Raw genomic sequence first — 19,138 nt, forward strand, 5'->3', positions numbered from 1 at the left:
GCCTCCTTCTAGGGCAATTCCGTGCATCGATTGCAATTATTTTAGACCTTGTTTGTCAAGTTGTCTTATATGATTATAAAAAAAGAGATCATGCAGATCTGCATGACCTCTTCCTGATTATAAGCAGCCGCCAAACTGGCGCTGTCTCGCTTCTGGATTCACTTGTTCATCTGCATGATAGGAAGAGCGGACCATCGGGCCTGATTCGCAGTGACGGAAACCTTTTTGCAAGGCGATTTCCTTTAACTCTGCGAATTCATCCGGATGATAGTATTTTTGTACTTTCAAGTGTTTGAATGATGGCTGCAAATATTGTCCGATTGTCATGATGTCTACTCGATGTGCCAGCAAATCGTCCATGGCTTGCAGAATTTCTTCTTTCGTCTCTCCTAAGCCTAGCATGATGCTCGATTTTGTCGGTGTATCCGGAGAAATGGTTTTGACACGATCCAGTAATTCAAGCGAGCGATCATAGGTTGCTCGATGACGGACAGAAGGTGTCAATCGCCGTACCGTTTCAATGTTGTGGTTGAAGATGTCAGGTTTGGCATCCATGAGCGTCTTGATGCTTTCATATGTACCTTTCATATCAGACGGCAGTACTTCGACTGTCGTATTCGGCATCCGGCGGTGAATGGCACGAACTGTTTCAGCGAAAACAGCAGATCCGCCATCCTCCAAATCATCCCGGGCAACCGCAGTTACGACTGCATGGCGCAGTCCCATTTTAGCAACAGAATCAGCGACACGTTCCGGCTCTGCCCAATCCAGCTCTGTCGGTTTACCGGACGTTACCGCACAGAAGCGGCAACCCCTTGTGCAAATGGAACCAAGTATCATGAATGTCGCTGTTTTCCGTACTGACCAGCATTCATAGATATTTGGGCACTTTGCTTCTTCACAAACCGTATGTAGATTCATTTCCCGCATCATTTTCTTCAAATCCATATAATCTTCATTCGTGTTGAAATCGATTTTCAACCACTCCGGCTTGCGGAGCATCCCTTCCCGTCGTTGTGCCATCGTTTTCTTTACCATTTCCGTTCCTCCTTAACGAGCGTATAAGAATTCATGATCTTGGTATTTCTCTTTGGCTAGTTGTTCGATTGCTACTAGTTGCTCATTATCCAGTTCAAGTCTTTCAAATGTCACCCCAAGTCCTTTTTGGAAACCATCATAAAAAGCAGCCCTTATATCCTCCATCGTTGTCTGCGGAGGGATGAATTCCTGCAGACTGGAAGCTTTGTTGCTGAAGCTTTTGTAAGCACGGTCTTTTACGCGATCGCTTGGATAGAGGAATAATTCCAGCAAATCCTCTTGTTTCAGCCAAATCGGAATCGATCCATGCTGAAGTAAGATACCTTTTTGTCTCGTTTGAGCACTTCCAGCTGCTTTCTTTCCATCCACATTGATCTCATACCAAGAAGCTTCCTCAAAGCAATTGGCAGTACCCTTTGGCTTCGAGTCAGCAGGTATGGCGAAATCTGCTTGGATCCCCAGATTGTCAAAACCGATCAGCAGTCCCTCTGATAAGACCTTATACGCCTCTTTGACGCTTGACGGTATTCCTGGATAATCCTCTTGTACAATGATGCTGTAAGTAAGTTCCTGATGATGGAGCACTGCCTGGCCGCCAGTTGGCCGACGCACCAGCTCGAAACCCCGCTTTTTTATTTCTTCCAGATTAAATCGTTTCTTTGTCTTTTGGAAATAGCCGACGGAAAAACCGCCAGGATTCCAGCCATAGAAACGTAACACAGGGCCGATCCGTCCCTCACGGTGCCATTGCATCAGCATCTCATCCGCCGCCATATTAAAGGCTGGGGTATGATCACCGTCGTCCCAGAAAACCCAATTCCGCACGCTGTCACCTTCTCTTTCGAAAAGTTCAAATAATCTTAACAATTTCATTCTAGACTTCTTGTCTCTGGAGACGCAACCGCTTTCTGAAAAACCTACTATTATACTAGGAAATATTACTCTTTTTACCAAAAGGTAATAACGAAGTATGGTAGAATGATAAAAATACAAAAAGTCGGGTGATGTATGATGGATAACAAAGCAAAAGTCATATATAAAAGAGGTACATCAGAGCTCAAACAAGATACGCATCGTGCAGCTGAGCTAACCTTTTCATTCAATAATTGTCCGCCGGATGAAGAGGACAAGAAAGAAGGGTTACTACGGGAATTGCTTGGCAAATGCGGGCGGAAGCTTTTTATTGAGCATAACTTTCACTGTGACCTCGGATATAATATAGAAGTAGGTGAGAATTTTTACGCGGGATTCAATTTCACCGTACTTGATATGGCAAAAGTTAACATCGGCAATAATTGCATGATCGGACCTAATGTCGGGATTTATACCGCTGGTCATTCCATCCAGCCAGCAGGCAGGACAAAAGAAGGTTATGCCATTCCTATCACGATAGGAAATGATGTCTGGATAGGCGGAAGCTCTACGATACTTGCCGGTGTCACAATCGGCGATAACGCCATCGTGGCAGCAGGATCCGTCGTAACGAAAGATGTACCAGCCAATACGATTGCGGCTGGTAATCCAGCAAAACATATAAAACATATCGAATAGAAAAAAGCCGTCAAAAATGACGGCTTTTTCTCATTCGTTCGGCCAAACCGTCTTCGCTACATCAACAATAAAGCGCAGTTTCTCCCATTGCTCTTCTTCTGTCAGTTTATTGCCATGATGCGTGGAGGCAAAACCGCATTGCGGACTGAGACAGATTTGGTCTAGAGAGATATATTCTGTTGCTTCCTTAATTCGGTTGATTATTGCTTCCTTCTCTTCCAACTCTCCGAATTTAGAAGTGACCACACCCAATACGACTCTTGGACCATCTTCTTTTGGAATATATTGAAGCGGTTCGAATGTTCCGGAGCGCTCGTCATCATACTCAAGGAAGAATCCATCTACCTTCTCTTTTGACAATAAATCTTTGGCAATGAGATCATAGCTGCCTCCGAACATATAGGTGGAGCGGTAGTTTCCGCGACAGAGATGCGTTGTCACCGTAAGATCTTCTGGCTTTCCATCCAATACACCATTGATTACGCGGCGTGCCAAATCGATCAAAAATTCCCTGGAGTGCTCTCCATCGAATGTTGTATCAGGGGAAGATAGTGTAGCAATATACACATCATCCAGCTGCAGATAGCGTACGCCTGCATCATAGAAGGCTTGGATGGCATCTCTATAGGCCTGAATGACATCAGCTGCGAAATCCTCGATATCTGGATAAATCGAATGGTCTCGAATATCTGTATGGAAAAGCTGATTTGGGCTAGGAATCGTCTGTTTTGCCACCGCCCTGCCAGCGACGAGGTCTTGGAATACTTTGTAATCCTCAAGAAATGGGTGATCCGGATTGAACGATACTTTTCCAGTATTTTTTATGTTGTAACGTTCTGTTTCTTCCCCTTTGAAAAGATAACCTGTGTCCGGAACATAGCCTGTGATTCCGTTAAGGTGCTCGAGAAAATCCGTGTGCCAGAATCTTCTCCGGAATTCTCCGTCTGTCACTAGTTCCAGCCCGACTTCGATCTGTTTGTCGACAATTCTTTTGATTTCTGATGTTTCGATTTCCCGCAGCTCTAGTTTGCTTATTTGTCCTTCCTTGAATTGCTGTCTTGCTTTGTGCAGTACATCCGGACGAAGCAAGCTCCCTACGTGATCTGCTCTGAATGGTGCTGTTTTTGTTTTGATTGTCATGTTCATCTCTCCCATTTTAATTTTTTACTGTTTCTGTTAATCGTTCAGCAGCCTTCAAGGCCTGCAGAAGATCCCCTATGAGATCTTCTGTATGCTCCAAACCGACAGATAAACGCAACAGCCCGTCTGTTATACCGCGTTTTTTTCGCTCAGCCTCCGGCATGGCAGCATGCGACATCGCAGCCGGATACGAAAGGATGGACTCTACCGCGCCGAGACTGACGGCGAAAATCGGAATGCGAAGCTGTTCAACGAATACCCTTGCATGCTCCTTGCTTGGCAGGACGAAAGATAGAACTGCTCCATTCCCACTGGCTTGCCCGGTATGTATCTCATGTCCGTCATGAGTGGACAGGCCTGGATAGAAGACATTTTCCACAAGCGGATGCTCCAGTAAGAAGGAAGCTATCCTTTGGGCTGTCTCCGTCGACTGACGCAGCCTCGTTCCTAAAGTCTTGATGCCTTGGAGCAGCAAATAGCTATCCTGAGCTCCAAGGATGGCTCCGAATGTATTCTGGATGAAGGCAAACCGTTCCCCAAGACTTCTATCCTTTGTTATAAGCAATCCTGCGATTATATCGCTATGTCCCGAGAGAAACTTGGTGGCACTATGAATGACTACATCCACTCCAAGTGCCAGCGGCTGCTGATACAATGGCGTCAAAAATGTATTGTCCAGGAAAGTTAAGCAATCATTTTGTTTCGCTATCCGGACAATGGCGCGGATGTCTGTCACCCTCAAGCAAGGATTGGACGGTGATTCCAGATAAATGAACTTCGTGTTTGGCTGGATGGCTGCTTCAACCGCATCCAAATCGGTTAAGTCCACGAAGGAATGACTGATCTGGAACTTAGGAAGGATCTCTGTCACAAACCGGTACGTACCACCATACACATCCTCGGTCACGACCACATGATCACCTGCCGACAGCAGCATGAATGCGGAGGATATTGCTGCCATGCCTGATGAAAAAGCAAAAGCATGTGTGCCTCCCTCCAGTTCTGCCGCCTTTTTCTCCAGTGCTGCTCGTGTCGGATTACCAGAACGACTGTAGTCGAATGGACCGAAATCATCGAAACTTTCCTGGTGATAAGTGGACGACAGATAAATCGGGACGTTCACGGAGCCTGTGAGCTGCTCTTTGTGTAAACCACGAATACACGCTGTTTCTAAATGTTGTTCTCCCATTAAGATGACCTCCTAATCCAATCTTTCGAATGCTTGCTGCAAATCTCCGATCAAATCATCCGCTTCTTCGATCCCGACAGAAAAACGAAGCAGCCGGTCGCATATTCCCCTCGCCTCTCTTTCTTCAACAGGAATATCCGCATGGGTCTGTGTCGTCGGATACGTGATGAAACTCTCCACTCCGCCAAGGCTTTCGGCAAATGTAATGATGTTCAGGCTGCGAAGGAACGGATCGACCCATTTGCTGTCCTTGACCCGAAAGGAAAGCATCCCGCCCTTACCTGCATAGAGGACATCCTTCACCTTCGGCTCCTCTCTTAAATACGCCGTGATGCGTTCAGCATTGATTTGGTGCTGCCGCATCCGGAGTGGCAGCGTCTTCAAACCGCGGATGAGAAGCCAGGCATCAAGCGGAGACAGTACCGCACCAGTGCCGTTGTGCAGGACCGACAGACGCTCTGATAGCTCTGCACCTTTACTCACGACGAGTCCAGCCAGTACATCGTTATGACCGCCTATATATTTGGTTGCACTATGGATGACGATATCTGCTCCTTGTGTAATTGGCTGCTGGAAATATGGCGTCAGGAAGGTATTGTCGACAATCAACAACAGATTGTATGCTTTCGCCAACTTCGCATACGCTTCAATGTCAATTTCCTGCATCAAAGGGTTTGTCGGTGTCTCCAGGAAAATCGCTTTTGTTTCATCCGTTATTTTCGCGGCTGTTTCTTCCACTGTTCGAAATGGAGCGTAAATTGGTGTCACTCCGAATGATTCCGAATAGAAATTGAACAGTCGATATGTTCCTCCATAAATATCCTCTGGCACAAGCAGCGTATCGCCACATCGAAAAAGTGATAATACGAGTTGGATTGCTGCCATACCCGAACTGCAGGCAAAAGCCCGATCACCTTTTTCAAGCGCAGCGAACCCATCTTCCAGAACAGACCTGGTCGGGTTCTTCGTCCGGGAATAATCATAACCGGTTGATTGCCCGATTCCGTCATGCGCATAAGCAGTGGAAAGATAAACCGGAGGATTAACCGCGCCTGTCACTCCATCACTTCGATTTCCTAACTGCACAAATGTTGTCTCCAAGCTACTTCCCATATTGTTTCTCACCCTTCTCTTGAAAAAAAGAACCTTCTCCCCAAAAAGGAAGAAGGTTCAGTGATGACCGAATCAGCTTCTTATCTTTAAGGCGGATACCTTTTGGATTTAGCACCGTGTCTTGACAGACTGGTTGCTGAGACATCATAGGGCCAATTCCCTCCGCCTCTCTTGATAAGAAAGTACTATTTATTTTTTAATATATAGTCATGTTAACATACAAGAAAATTCAGTCAATATTTTTTTGAAATTTTCCATCAAATATATAATTTCTATTGAATTTCTTAGCTGGACCACCAATCAAAGTACGAAAATAGGATTGACACCCAGAAGTTTTCGGTCTATCCTTTTCTTTACAACTGATATTTCTTATCCAGATTGGTGGAGGGAATGGCCCTACGAAACCAAAGCAACAGGCTGCAGACCGTAGTACTGTGCTAATTCCAGGTGTTTGACACTGAAGATAAGAAGAGCGGAAGCTTAAAATGGGCCCTCTTCTGACGGAAGAAGGGTCTTTTTTTAAGCATAAATCCGATTAAATTCATTGGAGATATCAAGATTATTACAGGAGGGTAATAGATGGAAACCATCAAGCAGGCATTAGCCGAAGTACATACTGATTTAGAAAATGATTTCCCCGAAGTTGTCGAATGGAGACGTTATTTGCATCAGCATCCTGAATTGAGTTTTCAGGAGACAGAGACTGCCCGTTTCATTGCGGATAAACTGCGCAGCTTCGGCTATGAGGATATCCAAACGAATATCGGCGGCCATGGAATTATTGCAGCTCTATCAGGGAAAGGAGCGGGGCCGACGATTGCCCTCAGAGCCGATTTCGATGCCCTGCCAATAGAGGATGAGAAAGAAACAGCGTATCGATCCAAGACGCCTGGCGTAATGCACGCTTGCGGACACGACGGTCATACTGCTGCATTGCTTGGGACTGCCAAAGCATTGATCAAACATAAGGACAGCCTCAAAGGAAAAGTTGTCTTCCTGTTCCAGCCAGCTGAAGAAGTCCCGCCTGGCGGTGCCAAGGCAATGATAGAAGATGGTGCACTGGACGGTGTCGACTATGTCTATGGCGCTCATCTTAACTCTGCTGCTCCTGTCGGGAAGATCGGTGTCGGCGAAGGATTCAAAATGGCTGCTGTGGATAAATTCTCGATCACCATCCAAGGAAAAGGCGGTCACGGCGCAGCACCACAGGAGACAGTCGATCCAATCGTCATCGGCAGTGATATCGTAAGCGCCTTGCAGAAGATTGTCAGCCGCAGGGTCAGCCCGCTGGAATCTGCAGTGGTGACATTGGGTGTTTTCCAGTCCGGTAACGCATTCAACGTCATTCCGGATACCGCAAAACTGGAAGGCACAGTCCGTACATTCCATGCTGACATCCGCAAGCAGGTCAGGCAGCAGATAGAAGCAATCGTTTCCGGGATTACGAGCGGATTTGGTGCAACTTATTCCATTGATTATTTGCATGGCTATCCTGCACTTTATAACCATCCAGAGGAAACTGCTTTATTGCAGCGGCTGTTCTCTGAACAATTCGGAGAAGAACAGGTAATCGACCTTGAAACCGGGATGGGCGCAGAGGATTTCGCTTATTACCTGCAGGAAAAACCCGGCAGCTTTTTCAAAGTCGGCTCCCGTAATGAAGATAAAGCCACACACTATCCGCATCATCATCCGAAGTTCGACATCGATGAACAAGCATTGCTCATCACAGAGAAAGCATTCACGAAAATCGTATTCTCGTTATTGGGAAGCTAAGGAGGAAATGTCCTTGAAAAAGAAGCTCGCACTTATACTATTCGGCTTAGCGGCCACTATCGCCCTGTTCGGGTGTTCCAGCAATTCCAGCAGCGGTTCCGGTGCAAGCGGCGGCGAACCTGTGGAAGGCGGCGATTTGAACGTTGCGATGACAGCAGATCCCGACACGCTTGACTGGATGTATTCCGGCGAAAGCGCTGCGAGAAAAATCGGCTGGCATATCTATGAAGGTTTGTTCGCATTGGATAAGGATTATCAGGCACGTCCCTTACTAGCTGACGGCTACACCGTCAGTGAGGATAAGAAAACATACACGATCACCCTTCGTGACGGACTTAAATTCCACAACGGGCAAGACGTAACTGCCGAGGATGCCAAAGCCTCGATCGAACGCTGGCTGAAAGTATCTTCCGTTGGTAAGATCACAACGACACATGTAGATTCTATCGAAGCAACAGATGACCTGACATTGGTCATTACGCTGAATGATCCGTATACTGCTTTGCTTACGGATTTAGCCGCTCCGAAAGCATCTGCTGTCATCATTCCAGCTGACATTGTAGAAGCTGCCGGTGAACAGCCGCTGACAAATGAGCAGCTGATCGGTACAGGTCCATTCAAATTCGATTCTTGGAAGCGCGGAAATGAAATCGTCCTTTCCAAATTTGAAGAATATCAATCACGCGAAGAAGAAGATTGGGGCGGCCTGACAGGTAAAAAGACAGCTTATCTGGATACGATCCATTTTAAAATCGTAAAAGACCCGCAAGTGATGCTCAATGGATTAAAAACAGACCTTTATGATTATGTACAGTCCATTCCGCTTGATTTGTATGATGTAGTCGATACGACACCAAATGTCGAACCTGCTATCTCCAGCAATGGCTATTCCGTCATCACACCGGATAAATCCGAGGCACCATTTGACGATATCAAAGTAAGGGAAGCACTTCATGCAGCGCTTGATAAAGAAGCGATCGCCAAGGCTACTTATGGCAACAGTGAATTTTATAATCTGGATGGTGCTTTATTCACTCCGGATCAAACCGCTCTTTATTCAGATCAAAACATCGATGACTTCGAAGCCTATGATCAGGATGAGGCGAAAAAGCTATTGGAAGACAGCTCTTATGACGGGCAGCCAGTGAAGATCATCTTCTCGAATGATCATGCAGAGTATAAGAAAATCGCTGAAATTGCCGAACAACAGCTGGAAGCAGCAGGCTTCCATGTCGAGCTTGAATCTTATGAATGGGCAACTTACTTAGAAAAATGGAGCGATGGCGCTAACTGGGATATGGTTGTCGTCGGCTGGTCTCCATTCTTCTCGCCAAACCAAGCCGGTATGGTGAGCCAGGATTCCAACAGCAGCGGCTGGTACAACAGCGAGCGCTGGCAGGAGCTTGTCGCACAGTGGGGGGAAGCTGAAGATGAAGCTGCTCAAAAAGAAATCCTTGCTGAGCTGAACAAGACGATCTATGATGAGCTGCCATTCGAAAAAGTAAGCAACCTTTCCACGTTGGATGCACATACTTCCAAGCTGCAGGATTACGAAGATTGGTATGGTCCGCGCTTTTGGAATACGTGGAAATCACAGTAATGCCCCGAGAAAATCGCCTGCGTTACCGCTGGCGATTTTCTTCCATTTTAAAACAAAGGAGTGACGCTAGTGCTTAACTATACGATCCGCAGGCTGCTGTCTGTCATACCTGTCATGCTCGTGGTCAGTATCATCGTATTCCTGCTCGTTCACCTGACTCCCGGGAACCCAGCATTCATCATCCTCGGTGAAGATGCATCACCCGAAGCCATTGCCCAGCTGGAAGAACAGCTTGGTTTGAATGAGCCTTTATATATTCAATTCTTCGACTGGTTAAAGCAAGTCATCACTGGCGACCTCGGCACTAGTGTTTATTCAGCCCAGCCAGTTACGGAATTGATTTTTGCCAATTTCGGCCCGACTTTCAGTTTGATGGTCTTGTCCTTGCTCTTTATCTTGATCATCTCCATTCCGATTGCGATCTTAATCGTGTCGTTACGTAAGACGATTCTGGATCCGTTATTCACAAACGTATCGCTGCTCGGTGTGTCGGTTCCGGAATTCTGGCTCGCCATCCTGCTCGTGCTGGCGTTTGGTGTGACATTCCCGGTATTCCCGGTTGCCGGTTATATGCCGCTTGCCGATGGTTTTGGAGCTTGGCTTTATCACCTGCTTCTGCCTGCTTTTGTACTGGCGCTTGTAGAGATTGGCATCATCGCCCGGATGCTCCGAGACAGCATGCTCGATTCCGTCAACCAGGATTACACAAAAACGGCACGAGCAAAAGGTGTACGCGAACGTGATGTATTGATGAAGCATGTTTTCGCCAATGCGCTCATACCTACAACGACTGTACTTGGCGCCACTGTGGCAGGGCTGCTCGGCGGGACGGTCATCATCGAAACGCTATTTACGATTCCTGGAATCGGACAGCTTTTGATCGACTCGATTCATCGACGGGATTATCCAGTGATTCAAGGCGTTGTGCTGTTCATCGCTGCTATCTATGTCTTAGTCAACCTTGTCGTCGATCTCTTATATGCATTCCTTGATCCAAGGATCCGCTATGACTAAGCCCAAGGAGGTACATAAACGATGATGTCCAAGAAACGGAACATGATTGCCCTGACGATTTTCTTATTGATCGCCTTGGCGACTATCACTGCCAATTGGTGGCTGCCGGTCTCCCCTACGGCGATGGATGCGAACCAGCGACTGCTTGCACCGTCTGGCACCCATTGGTTCGGCACCGATGATTTCGGTCGTGACATTTTCGCACGTGTAGTCGTCGCCGCCCGCGTGTCATTGGCTGTCGGCGTCATTGTGGCCATCATAGCGACAGTCATCGGCACATTGATCGGACTTATATCCGGCTATTTCCGCAAAACCGATTTTATCTTGATGCGAATTGTGGATGGCTTTCTCGCTTTTCCAGCCCTGCTTTTGGCATTGGCACTCGTAGCTGCACTTGGCGGCAGCATCACGAATATCGTCATCGCCCTGACGATTGCTTTCTTTCCGGTCATGTCACGTGTGGTACGCTCTGCTGTATTGCAAATCAACAACGCACAGTATATCGAAGCAGCCCGGACGACAGGAACCCGCGATCTCGTCATTTTACTCAAATATATATTGCCGAATGTACTCTCCCCCATCATCGTGCAAAGTACATTCATTTTTGCCAAAGCCATTCTGGCAGAAGCTGCGCTAAGCTTCCTCGGTGTCGGAGTGAATCCTTCAACGCCGACCTGGGGGAATATGCTGCAAGAATCACAGATTTATATCACAATCGCCCCCTGGTTCTCGATCTTTCCTGGTATCGCCATCGTCATTACCGTCTTGTCTCTGAACATTCTCGGTGACGGACTTCGGGATGCCTTCGATCCGCATAGCCTCAAGAGAAAGCGGAAACGCAAACCAAAACAAACAGCACCAGCTGCCTAGAGGAGGTTTCACAATGCTAGAAGTAAAAGATCTGCACGTCCACCTGGATACACCAGCCGGCCTCGTCAAAGCGGTTGACGGTGTATCCTTCCGACTGGAAGCTGGGCAGACCATCGGTATCGTCGGGGAATCGGGCAGCGGAAAAAGCGTCCTTGCTCATTCCCTGACAAAACTGAACCCCGAACCGCCAGCAACCTACCCGAAAGGAGAAATTCTCTTCGAAGGAGAAAACATCCTGACAATGGATAAAAAGCGCCTGCGCAGCTTGCGCGGGAAAGAAATCGCGATGATTTTCCAAGATCCGATGTCGAGTCTGAACCCTGTCTTTAAAATCGGCAGACAGCTGATGGAAGCCATCCAAACCCATCAGAAACTTCCCAAAAAAGAAGCCCGCCAAAAAGCGGTAGAGCTGCTGGCAGATGTCGGCATCCCAGATCCGGAACGCCGGATGCAGAATTATCCGCATCAATTCTCAGGCGGGATGCGCCAGCGTGTCCTGATTGCCATTGCACTTGCCGCCAGACCGAAGCTGCTCATCGCGGATGAACCGACAACAGCTTTGGATGTGACGATCCAGGCCCAGATCATTGAACTACTGAAAAAGATCCAAAAGAAGTATAGTACAGCCATCATCATGATTACCCATGACCTTGGCGTCGTAGCAAATCTAGCAGATCGGATCCTTGTCATGTATGCTGGAAAAATCGTCGAGTCCGGCAGTACAGCAAATATCTTTTATGATACGGCCATGCCATATACATGGTCCCTGCTGCGCTCGATTCCAAGACTGGATGCAGCCGGCTCCGAACGTCTGCTGCATATCGAAGGCCATCCGCCGAATCTGATACAACCGCCAACAGGCTGTAATTTCCATCCTCGCTGCCCATTCGCGCGAGATGCTTGCCTTCAGATCGATCCTCCACTCTCAGAATGCGGAACAGATCACTTTGCTGCTTGTGTTCTCAGCAAACAGCAGTTCGATGAAGAAAAACAAGCTGTAGCGGAGCAGAAAGGAGTGCTGCTATCATGACCGCTTTATTGGAAATCAAGGATCTACATGTTCATTTCCCTATCAAAAGTGGTGTCTTACAGAAGACAACAGGACATGTAAAGGCCTTGAATGGTATTGATTTGACTGTCAAAAAAGGTGAAACATTAGGTATTGTAGGAGAGTCAGGCTGTGGAAAAAGCACACTTGCCAGAAGCATCGTTGGATTGCAAAAGCCTACTTCTGGCGATATCCTCTTCGACGGAAAACCATATACTGATGCATCTTCCAAGGAACTGTACGAGCTGCGCCGCAATATGCAAATGGTTTTCCAGGATCCGTATACAAGCCTGAATCCGCGCATGAAAGTTAGCGAAAGCATCGCCGCACCTTTAAAGGCATACAAAAAGACCAAAAATCTGGAATCACGCGTCAAGGAACTGATGGAACTAGTCGGTTTGAATCCGGATGATCATTATAGCCGGCTGCCTCATGAGTTCTCCGGCGGGCAGCGCCAGCGAATCGGTATTGCCCGGGCAATTGCCCTGGAACCGCAGCTGATTGTCTGCGACGAGCCTGTCAGTGCACTGGATGTCTCCGTCCAAGCGCAAGTGATCAATCTATTCCAGGATCTGCAAAAGAAATTGGATCTGACCTATGTCTTCATTGCACATGACCTATCCGTCATCAATCATATCGCTGACCGTGTTGCTGTTATGTACCTTGGCAAAGTGATGGAAAAATCCCATCGGGAAACATTCCAGGCGCATGCCGAACATCCTTATACCAATGCATTACTATCTGCTGTTCCGCTTCCCGATCCTGACAAAGAACGAGCACGGGAACGCATCGTACTGAAAGGCGAACTGCCTTCCCCTGCCAATCCGCCATCCGGTTGTGTGTTTCACACCCGCTGCCCGAAAGCGACGGAATTCTGTAAGACTAACATTCCTGTTCCGCAAGAGCGCGGTGTAGCTGGCCAGGAAGTGGCTTGCTTCTATCCTGTTGGTGCGGAAGAGAAAGCAAGGATTACACTGTAATACAAAAAAATCCCCCTTACGCAAAGGGGGGTTTTTCGTTTATTAAACCATTACAATTTTCTCGCCGGCTTCTCCAAAGGAGCGTTGAGCATGATTGGAAACGATATTGGCTATCGAGAGTAAACCCAATCCACCTGCCATTGCAAAAAAGGCTGCTGGCTCTAATCCCACGACCCAATCCATCAGCGGATCCATAATGCCAAGGAACGCAATCAATACACCCAGAATCGTCAAAGAAATGATCATCGGAACAAAGCCTAGGCAATAATGGATACAGGAGATTAACAAAAGTATCCCGAATAGAAAGCAAGCTATGGCTAAATCTATCAAAAAGAAGCTAAGAAACGGGTAATCTTCTAAAAAGAAACTTGCAATATGCATCATATTGATGCTGACAATTCCAAAATCACTAAGAATAAATAACACATTCACCAGGAACAGACTTACTGCTATACCAGGTGTACCGATTATATAGAGTGATTTCAAGCATTGCTTTCTTGTGCTTCCCATCCCCACAGCAATCGGCAAAACAGATCTGAACCCTATCGCTACAAATTGACCAATAAAAAAATAAATCGGCCCCCAAATGGTGACAAGTACCTCTGTATCTTTAAAATCAATGAATAATCCAAGAGGGCGCCATAACAGTGAAAGTGGTACGGTTATTGAAAAGAAGACCCAGCCTTTCCAAAAAACCATCGTACATCCTCATAAAACATGCGGTTCGTTCCATACACGGCGTTCATGCCAGAATCTCCTCTGCATTCGTTATATTCAATAAGTAATCCTGCAGCAAAAAGTGTCAAATACTTTTTACATTTTGATATGGAGGTGAAATGAAAATGGATCGGGTTAAAATTGTTAATTCTTATGTAAAAATTCATCTTCTGGAAGTAACGTACGATTAGACACTGGGGACGATAACACGACCGACGTATTTAACTGTCCATATGGAACAAGTCGATCTACGAGCTCCTCTAATTCCTTTGTGGAAGAAACTACTGCTTTCATAAAATAACTATCTGATCCTGTTACTCGATGACACTCCAGAATCGCCTTCTCTTCTTTCACTATCTCCTCAAATTTGTGGCAAACCACTTTTAGATTTCCAATCTGAATGATAACAAGCGTGCCTTTCCCAATCTTCTCATGAGAGATACGAGCCGTAAATCCTTCTATTATTCCTTTTTCTTGTAACCGTCGGAAACGCTCATTTACACTTGGTCTGCTTAAATTAAGTTTCTTAGCCAAATCGATGATTGTTATACGGCTATCTTCCTGCAGAATCTCCAACATCTTACGATCGATATTATCCATCCACCACACTCTTTCATCTTTGAATATTAATTCTCTATATTTTATGCATAAATGAAAACATTAATCAATTATATTATGCATTTATACATATATAAATCTCAATTCCCCTTCTATAATTTAGTTTATACAAAATAAAGGGGCGAATGAATATGACAACACCTTTTAAACAATCCATTTCATCTTATCAAGGCATGGCACTTTATATTGGTGCTGTATTAGGTTCAGGTATATTAATTCTTCCTGGCATGACAGCAGGGATCGCTGGCCCTGCTGCACTGATCTCATGGATAGCAATGGCAATTCTAAGTATCCCATTAGCCTGTACATTTGCCAATCTTTCAATTGAATATCCAAGTTCCGGAGGGATAATGACTTTCGCCACTAAAGCGTTCGGCTACCATATAGGGGCAATCTCCGGCTGGATGTTTTTCATCGCAGGAAGTACAGGACAAATAATCGTGTCATTAACAGGTGGTACGTATATTGTTTTTGCGTTTGATTTACCGCACTATTTTGCATATATCATAGCAGCGATACTACTCCTGACGGCAATAATTGGAAACTACATTGGTATAGGATCTAGCAGCAAAATCCAGTTGACATTAGCAGGACTGACGTTTCTCATTCTAGTATCTACTATAATTATTGCTATTCCCACCATAGTTCCGGAAAATATCACGTTTGCTTTCACAAATGCAAGAGACAGCATTATTCCTATCGGACAGTCTGCCATGCTTATTTTTTGGTCTTTTTTTGGCTGGGAAGCCATTGCTAGCCTGGCACCTGAATTTAAAAGTCCCAAAAAAAGAAATATCATGATCTCGACGTGGGGTGCTATTTTTATCATTGGCATATTATATATAGGTGTAGCCTTATCAGTAGTAGGTACCGATTCTTATTCAAGAGATGGTGTAACGATCAATGAAGCTATGAATAATGCTGCAATCGCTCAAGTTATAGAGAAAGCAGCAGGACTAGACGGCTCGTGGACAACTGCAATACTTGCATTCCTTATTTGTTTAGGAACAAACAATGCTTTTATTGCCGGTATAAGCCGTTTAGGTTATTCTTTATCGTGCAATCGTCTAGCTCCTTCTTGGTTGGATTATGTTCATGATAAATATTCGACCCCAAGTCGCTCGATTCTATTAGTAGGCTTTATTGCAATCATCGGTTTAGTATTGGGTTTTGTTTTTGATATCAGATTGAATCAACTTGTTTATATACCTAATTCATTAGCGATAGCAACCTATGTAATTGGTACGGCCGCTGGAGTAAGGTTAATACATAATGCAAAGGGGAAAATACTAGCTGGGGTGGCTTGTATATTATGCCTTTGTGCCTACCCATTCGTTGGATCATTTATTTTAATCCCAATTCTCGTATCTCTATTGTGCGCTGGATTCATACTATGGAAGGAGAAAAAGGATGCCAGTGTATAACCGCAGGATATCAGGAAATTCATTGTTATCCAAATATAAAACAGCATGCAATCTAATATAGACGCATGCTGTTTCGTTTAACTATACGCATTCTATCTTTGTTAATAGATGCCAGTATACTATAGCGTATTAATATATGGTGTAATTCTGATCGGTTTGGGAACCTTCTATGCTTTTTATGTATGCATTGGCAATGTGATCGACGGGGACTGGTGTAAATCCCTTCAAGAAGGCACCATATTTAACTAGAGATTCTTCCGCAATATTCGCACTTACAGCATTTATCCGTATGCCATTCTTTAACTCGATTGCTGCTGATTTTACAAAAGATGCCACCCCGCCATTTGCCATAGCAGCCGATGCTCCATGTACAATCCCTTCACGACACCAGTTGTCAAAGTGAAGTTCCGTTAGGATTCAGATAATGCTGACCAATCAAAACTAAGTTGATTTGTCCGAGAAGTTTGCTTTGAACAGCTACCGCATTCACTTCCGGGGTCATTTTCTTCAAGCCTTTTGAAAGAAGCAGATCCTGTAGCGCTGACACAGCATCTATGTTCTGTATCCCCTTGAACATCTTTTCAATTGCTAGAGGAGAAGTTACATCTAATCGATAATCACTGCTGTTACTGCCGACCTTGATCACTTCATGGTAATTGTCTAATTTTTTGATTACTTCACTTCCTATTGCCCCTGTTGCACCAATAACGATTATTTTCATATTTATATCCCTAATAATGGTTAATAGGTTTGATCTTCTGCCACACTTTTTTAATTGACAACAATTCATGGCCATTGAATTCCATCTTATATATATCAGGCTTCGTTATATGTAATAAGAAACCCAAATCATATCGACTATCATAGTACCCCATCATTAATGTCATGATTGCGCCATGCGTAGCAATCGCAATTTTTTTCCCTTTATGGATACTCAGAATATCCTTCAGTACCGCTATCGCCCTGTTCTGACAAGCAGCATTCGACTCTGCTCTAGTTAAGGCGAAACTTGGATCCGCAAAAGACTTCTCCAACAGAGGAATCAATTCTTCGTCAGATATCCTCTTTTCACCAGAGACAAAGACACGTTCTCGAAGATCCTCCATTTCAATCACTTTTTTACCCACATGTTCCGCCAAATCACGGATTGTTTCGACTGCCCGCTTATATGGACTTGAAACAAAAACTTCTATCTCTTCCCCTTTCAAGGATTCGGTTATCCTGTATGCGTCCAGCTTTCCTATTTCAGTCAAACCTCTCGTTCTTTCGTTACCTTCCTTGGGAGATTCGCCATGTCTGACCATATAAATGACAGTAGTGATATTTTTCACCTCCAACCTTTTGGTGCATATAACTTTTTGTCCTAGTCAAATACGCTTTCTTTTTTGGGATTATGCAGAAATCCAAACAGCATGTTGATTTGTGCTTCCGTATTTCTTTTCAAGGACAAAGGTGGCAGTTCCGTTTCATCAAAGAATCCGATTTCACTCGTCTCCACACTCTCCTGCGCCCCTCCGCCGACAATCTCACATTGCAGGAAAATCTTGTAGTAGTGAAACATTTGCGGCTTGTCGGTATGCTTATCCGAATCCAGCACCGCTAAAAGTCTTTTCGGCACAACGTCGTATCCCGACTCCTCTTTGATTTCCTTTACCGCATTTTCACTGGCCGACAGCCCTAATTCACAGAATCCGCCCGGCAGCGACCAGCGCTCATCCATCTTCTCCTTCACCAGGAGAAGCTTTCCATCCTGGAAAACAACACCGCGTATATCCAATTTCGGAGTAGGATATCCCTTTTGGGCTGCAAGTATTTCTTTGACTTCCTCTGCTGACTGCCCTGTGTAGTTTGCGATAATCTCCGAGCTAAGCTGCTGCAGCTCCGCATATCTCTCCCGATCGAATACATCTTTTGAAAAATGTAATCCTGCCTGGGAGATTGCCTGTATTCTTCTTGCCCATTCCAACCATTTATCCAAGACTATCACCTATTATCCTGTTATCGTTTTTATGCTTCGTCCACTAGTTTATGCATCAGTTCCCAAACAGTGATAGGCTCTGCGGCATTTGGGTTTTGGCCGCACCATAAGGACATTGCTTCCTTATCGTTGTTCTGTGCTGCTGCGGAGCGAACGGATTTTGTCAAGGTATTCTGGATAGGGAAGTCAGGCAATTCCCACTCAACCTCCCGCATGTCACGGATAAAGTCATTCTCAATCCCCCTTGCAGATTTCCCGGAGAAAGCTCTCGTCAATGTCGTCCTGTCCTCTTGCTGCATCTGCAGGATAGCTTGCTTATGGATCTCATTGGCACCACTTTCTTTGCAAGTTAAAAATGCCGTACCTAGTTGTGCGGCTTGGGCACCCAAACATTGAGCTGCCTTGATGCCGCGGCGATCCATTATGCCTCCTGCAGCTATGACTGGGATCTTCACTTGGTCGACAGTTTGCGGAATGAGTGCCATCAACCCAATCATGCTTTGCTCCACATCAGCGAGAAAATTGCCGCGGTGGCCGCCGGCTTCACTGCCCTGCATGACAACAGCATCCATTCCTGACTCTTCTACTGCAAGTGCCTCTGCTAAAGTGGTTGCTGTGCCGATCGTATAGATACCTTTTTGCTTCATTGAAAGAATCACATCAGGAGCAGGAATTCCGAAAGTAAAAGAGCAAACCGGTACCTTTTCTTCGATCACAACATTTACCTGTTCATAAAAAGTTTCCAAGGTTTGCTCATAGGAAGTGAATTCATTTACCACTGATGTATCCAGTTTCTTTTGAAAGGGCTCAAGCGCTTCCTGTGCTTTCTCAATCAAATCTATTTCAATTTTATAAGGCGTCGGAACAAATAAATTGATGCCAAAAGGTTTGTTGGTCCCTGCTTTTACCTTCTGTATTTGATGGCGGGTGCTTTCACCATCCAGATAACCGGCACCGATCATTCCCAAGCCACCCGCTTCAGATACAGAAGCAACCAATTCTGCTGTCGTGATGCCCCCTGCCATTGGAGCTTGGATGATTGGACGGGATATGGATATAGCTTCCAATAATTGATTTGCCAT

At 45.5% G+C, this 19,138-nt stretch carries 20 protein-coding genes and 2 riboswitches; of the genes, 8 read left to right on the forward strand and 12 right to left on the reverse strand.

The window, feature by feature from the left end; translation table 11 throughout:
• Positions 1-117: 117 nt before the first annotated feature.
• A complete protein-coding gene (gene lipA, locus BLQ53_RS17635; protein WP_280137083.1) occupies positions 118-1,038 on the reverse strand; it encodes a lipoyl synthase in 921 nt (306 codons plus the stop codon).
• Between the two features lie 12 nt (positions 1,039-1,050).
• A complete protein-coding gene (locus BLQ53_RS17640) occupies positions 1,051-1,911 on the reverse strand; it encodes a lipoate--protein ligase family protein (protein WP_093728627.1) in 861 nt (286 codons plus the stop codon).
• A 138-nt stretch (positions 1,912-2,049) separates the two neighbouring features.
• On the opposite strand from BLQ53_RS17640, the gene BLQ53_RS19345 reads away from it, so the two are divergent.
• Positions 2,050-2,589: a sugar O-acetyltransferase gene (locus BLQ53_RS19345; RefSeq protein WP_280137084.1), complete on the forward strand. Its 540-nt coding sequence runs from the start codon at positions 2,050-2,052 to the stop codon at positions 2,587-2,589.
• 30 nt (positions 2,590-2,619) lie between these two features.
• On the opposite strand, the gene BLQ53_RS17650 is transcribed toward BLQ53_RS19345, so the two are convergent.
• Genes BLQ53_RS17650 through BLQ53_RS17660 form a run of 3 tightly spaced genes read right to left on the reverse strand, consistent with a single transcriptional unit; the run spans position 2,620 to position 6,031 of the window.
• Positions 2,620-3,729 carry a 5-methyltetrahydropteroyltriglutamate--homocysteine S-methyltransferase gene (locus tag BLQ53_RS17650; RefSeq protein WP_093728629.1) on the reverse strand — a complete coding sequence of 370 codons (1,110 nt, stop codon included), beginning with the start codon at positions 3,727-3,729 and terminating at the stop codon, positions 2,620-2,622.
• A gap of 16 nt (positions 3,730-3,745) precedes the next feature.
• Positions 3,746-4,918: an aminotransferase class I/II-fold pyridoxal phosphate-dependent enzyme gene (locus tag BLQ53_RS17655; RefSeq protein WP_093728630.1), complete on the reverse strand. Its 1,173-nt coding sequence runs from the start codon at positions 4,916-4,918 to the stop codon at positions 3,746-3,748.
• A gap of 12 nt (positions 4,919-4,930) precedes the next feature.
• Positions 4,931-6,031 (reverse strand): methionine biosynthesis PLP-dependent protein, encoded by a 1,101-nt coding sequence (locus BLQ53_RS17660; protein WP_093728631.1) that lies wholly within the window; start codon positions 6,029-6,031, stop codon positions 4,931-4,933.
• A gap of 77 nt (positions 6,032-6,108) precedes the next feature.
• A riboswitch (SAM riboswitch) is annotated at positions 6,109-6,212 on the reverse strand.
• Positions 6,213-6,397: 185 nt separating this feature from the next.
• Positions 6,398-6,501: riboswitch (SAM riboswitch) on the forward strand.
• A gap of 109 nt (positions 6,502-6,610) precedes the next feature.
• Here BLQ53_RS17660 and BLQ53_RS17665 point away from each other — a divergent pair.
• The 6 genes from BLQ53_RS17665 (at position 6,611) to BLQ53_RS17690 (ending at position 13,319) form a co-directional block, all read left to right on the forward strand.
• The gene (locus BLQ53_RS17665) at positions 6,611-7,807 is read left to right on the forward strand and encodes a M20 family metallopeptidase (RefSeq protein WP_093728632.1); all 1,197 of its coding nucleotides are present in this window, start codon (positions 6,611-6,613) and stop codon (positions 7,805-7,807) included.
• 13 nt (positions 7,808-7,820) lie between these two features.
• A complete protein-coding gene (locus BLQ53_RS17670) occupies positions 7,821-9,407 on the forward strand; it encodes an ABC transporter substrate-binding protein (RefSeq protein WP_170829761.1) in 1,587 nt (528 codons plus the stop codon).
• 69 nt (positions 9,408-9,476) lie between these two features.
• A complete protein-coding gene (locus tag BLQ53_RS17675) occupies positions 9,477-10,421 on the forward strand; it encodes an ABC transporter permease (RefSeq protein WP_093728634.1) in 945 nt (314 codons plus the stop codon).
• A gap of 21 nt (positions 10,422-10,442) precedes the next feature.
• Positions 10,443-11,291: an ABC transporter permease gene (locus BLQ53_RS17680; protein WP_093728635.1), complete on the forward strand. Its 849-nt coding sequence runs from the start codon at positions 10,443-10,445 to the stop codon at positions 11,289-11,291.
• Between the two features lie 13 nt (positions 11,292-11,304).
• Positions 11,305-12,321 (forward strand): ABC transporter ATP-binding protein, encoded by a 1,017-nt coding sequence (locus BLQ53_RS17685; RefSeq protein WP_093728636.1) that lies wholly within the window; start codon positions 11,305-11,307, stop codon positions 12,319-12,321.
• Positions 12,318-13,319 (forward strand): ABC transporter ATP-binding protein, encoded by a 1,002-nt coding sequence (locus tag BLQ53_RS17690; protein ID WP_170829762.1) that lies wholly within the window; start codon positions 12,318-12,320, stop codon positions 13,317-13,319. The genes BLQ53_RS17685 and BLQ53_RS17690 overlap by 4 nt, the downstream gene beginning before the upstream one ends.
• 42 nt (positions 13,320-13,361) lie before the next feature.
• On the opposite strand, the gene BLQ53_RS17695 is transcribed toward BLQ53_RS17690, so the two are convergent.
• Both BLQ53_RS17695 and BLQ53_RS17700 read right to left on the reverse strand, forming a co-directional pair.
• A complete protein-coding gene (locus BLQ53_RS17695) occupies positions 13,362-14,018 on the reverse strand; it encodes a hypothetical protein (RefSeq protein ID WP_093728638.1) in 657 nt (218 codons plus the stop codon).
• 162 nt (positions 14,019-14,180) lie between these two features.
• Positions 14,181-14,636 (reverse strand): Lrp/AsnC family transcriptional regulator, encoded by a 456-nt coding sequence (locus tag BLQ53_RS17700; protein WP_093728639.1) that lies wholly within the window; start codon positions 14,634-14,636, stop codon positions 14,181-14,183.
• 149 nt (positions 14,637-14,785) lie between these two features.
• Here BLQ53_RS17700 and BLQ53_RS17705 point away from each other — a divergent pair, with 149 nt between their 5' ends.
• Positions 14,786-16,078, forward strand: a complete 1,293-nt coding sequence (locus tag BLQ53_RS17705) for an APC family permease (protein ID WP_093728640.1) — start codon at positions 14,786-14,788, stop codon at positions 16,076-16,078.
• 129 nt (positions 16,079-16,207) lie between these two features.
• On the opposite strand, the gene BLQ53_RS19485 is transcribed toward BLQ53_RS17705, so the two are convergent.
• The 5 genes from BLQ53_RS19485 to BLQ53_RS17725 are packed head-to-tail and all read right to left on the reverse strand — an operon-like array spanning position 16,208 to position 19,138.
• Positions 16,208-16,429 carry a Rossmann-fold NAD(P)-binding domain-containing protein gene (locus BLQ53_RS19485; RefSeq protein WP_425288319.1) on the reverse strand — a complete coding sequence of 74 codons (222 nt, stop codon included), beginning with the start codon at positions 16,427-16,429 and terminating at the stop codon, positions 16,208-16,210.
• A gap of 43 nt (positions 16,430-16,472) precedes the next feature.
• The gene (locus tag BLQ53_RS19490; protein ID WP_425288320.1) at positions 16,473-16,799 is read right to left on the reverse strand and encodes an NAD-dependent epimerase/dehydratase family protein; all 327 of its coding nucleotides are present in this window, start codon (positions 16,797-16,799) and stop codon (positions 16,473-16,475) included.
• 10 nt (positions 16,800-16,809) lie between these two features.
• On the reverse strand, positions 16,810-17,400 hold the full coding sequence (locus BLQ53_RS17715; RefSeq protein ID WP_093728658.1) for a histidine phosphatase family protein: 591 nt from the start codon (positions 17,398-17,400) through the stop codon (positions 16,810-16,812).
• A 41-nt stretch (positions 17,401-17,441) separates the two neighbouring features.
• The gene (locus BLQ53_RS17720; RefSeq protein ID WP_425288321.1) at positions 17,442-18,056 is read right to left on the reverse strand and encodes an NUDIX hydrolase; all 615 of its coding nucleotides are present in this window, start codon (positions 18,054-18,056) and stop codon (positions 17,442-17,444) included.
• Between the two features lie 29 nt (positions 18,057-18,085).
• Positions 18,086-19,138, reverse strand: a complete 1,053-nt coding sequence (locus BLQ53_RS17725; protein ID WP_093728642.1) for an NAD(P)H-dependent flavin oxidoreductase — start codon at positions 19,136-19,138, stop codon at positions 18,086-18,088.

Source organism: Terribacillus halophilus, assembly GCF_900101385.1.
GTDB classification, from domain to species: Bacteria; Bacillota; Bacilli; order Bacillales; family Amphibacillaceae; genus Terribacillus; species Terribacillus halophilus.

Bases quoted from the DNA above. Each gene is read 5' to 3' on its own strand.
- lipA (WP_280137083.1), bottom strand. From the start codon at position 1,038: ATGGTAAAGAAAACGATGGCACAACGACGGGAAGGGATGCTCCGCAAG.
- BLQ53_RS17640 (WP_093728627.1), bottom strand. From the start codon at position 1,911: ATGAAATTGTTAAGATTATTTGAACTTTTCGAAAGAGAAGGTGACAGC.
- BLQ53_RS19345 (WP_280137084.1), top strand. From the start codon at position 2,050: ATGGATAACAAAGCAAAAGTCATATATAAAAGAGGTACATCAGAGCTC.
- BLQ53_RS17650 (WP_093728629.1), bottom strand. From the start codon at position 3,729: ATGACAATCAAAACAAAAACAGCACCATTCAGAGCAGATCACGTAGGG.
- BLQ53_RS17655 (WP_093728630.1), bottom strand. From the start codon at position 4,918: ATGGGAGAACAACATTTAGAAACAGCGTGTATTCGTGGTTTACACAAA.
- BLQ53_RS17660 (WP_093728631.1), bottom strand. From the start codon at position 6,031: ATGGGAAGTAGCTTGGAGACAACATTTGTGCAGTTAGGAAATCGAAGT.
- BLQ53_RS17665 (WP_093728632.1), top strand. From the start codon at position 6,611: ATGGAAACCATCAAGCAGGCATTAGCCGAAGTACATACTGATTTAGAA.
- BLQ53_RS17680 (WP_093728635.1), top strand. From the start codon at position 10,443: ATGATGTCCAAGAAACGGAACATGATTGCCCTGACGATTTTCTTATTG.
- BLQ53_RS17685 (WP_093728636.1), top strand. From the start codon at position 11,305: ATGCTAGAAGTAAAAGATCTGCACGTCCACCTGGATACACCAGCCGGC.
- BLQ53_RS17690 (WP_170829762.1), top strand. From the start codon at position 12,318: ATGACCGCTTTATTGGAAATCAAGGATCTACATGTTCATTTCCCTATC.
- BLQ53_RS17695 (WP_093728638.1), bottom strand. From the start codon at position 14,018: ATGGTTTTTTGGAAAGGCTGGGTCTTCTTTTCAATAACCGTACCACTT.
- BLQ53_RS17700 (WP_093728639.1), bottom strand. From the start codon at position 14,636: ATGGATAATATCGATCGTAAGATGTTGGAGATTCTGCAGGAAGATAGC.
- BLQ53_RS17705 (WP_093728640.1), top strand. From the start codon at position 14,786: ATGACAACACCTTTTAAACAATCCATTTCATCTTATCAAGGCATGGCA.
- BLQ53_RS19485 (WP_425288319.1), bottom strand. From the start codon at position 16,429: ATGGCAAATGGCGGGGTGGCATCTTTTGTAAAATCAGCAGCAATCGAG.
- BLQ53_RS19490 (WP_425288320.1), bottom strand. From the start codon at position 16,799: ATGAAAATAATCGTTATTGGTGCAACAGGGGCAATAGGAAGTGAAGTA.
- BLQ53_RS17725 (WP_093728642.1), bottom strand. From the start codon at position 19,138: ATGGCAAATCAATTATTGGAAGCTATATCCATATCCCGTCCAATCATC.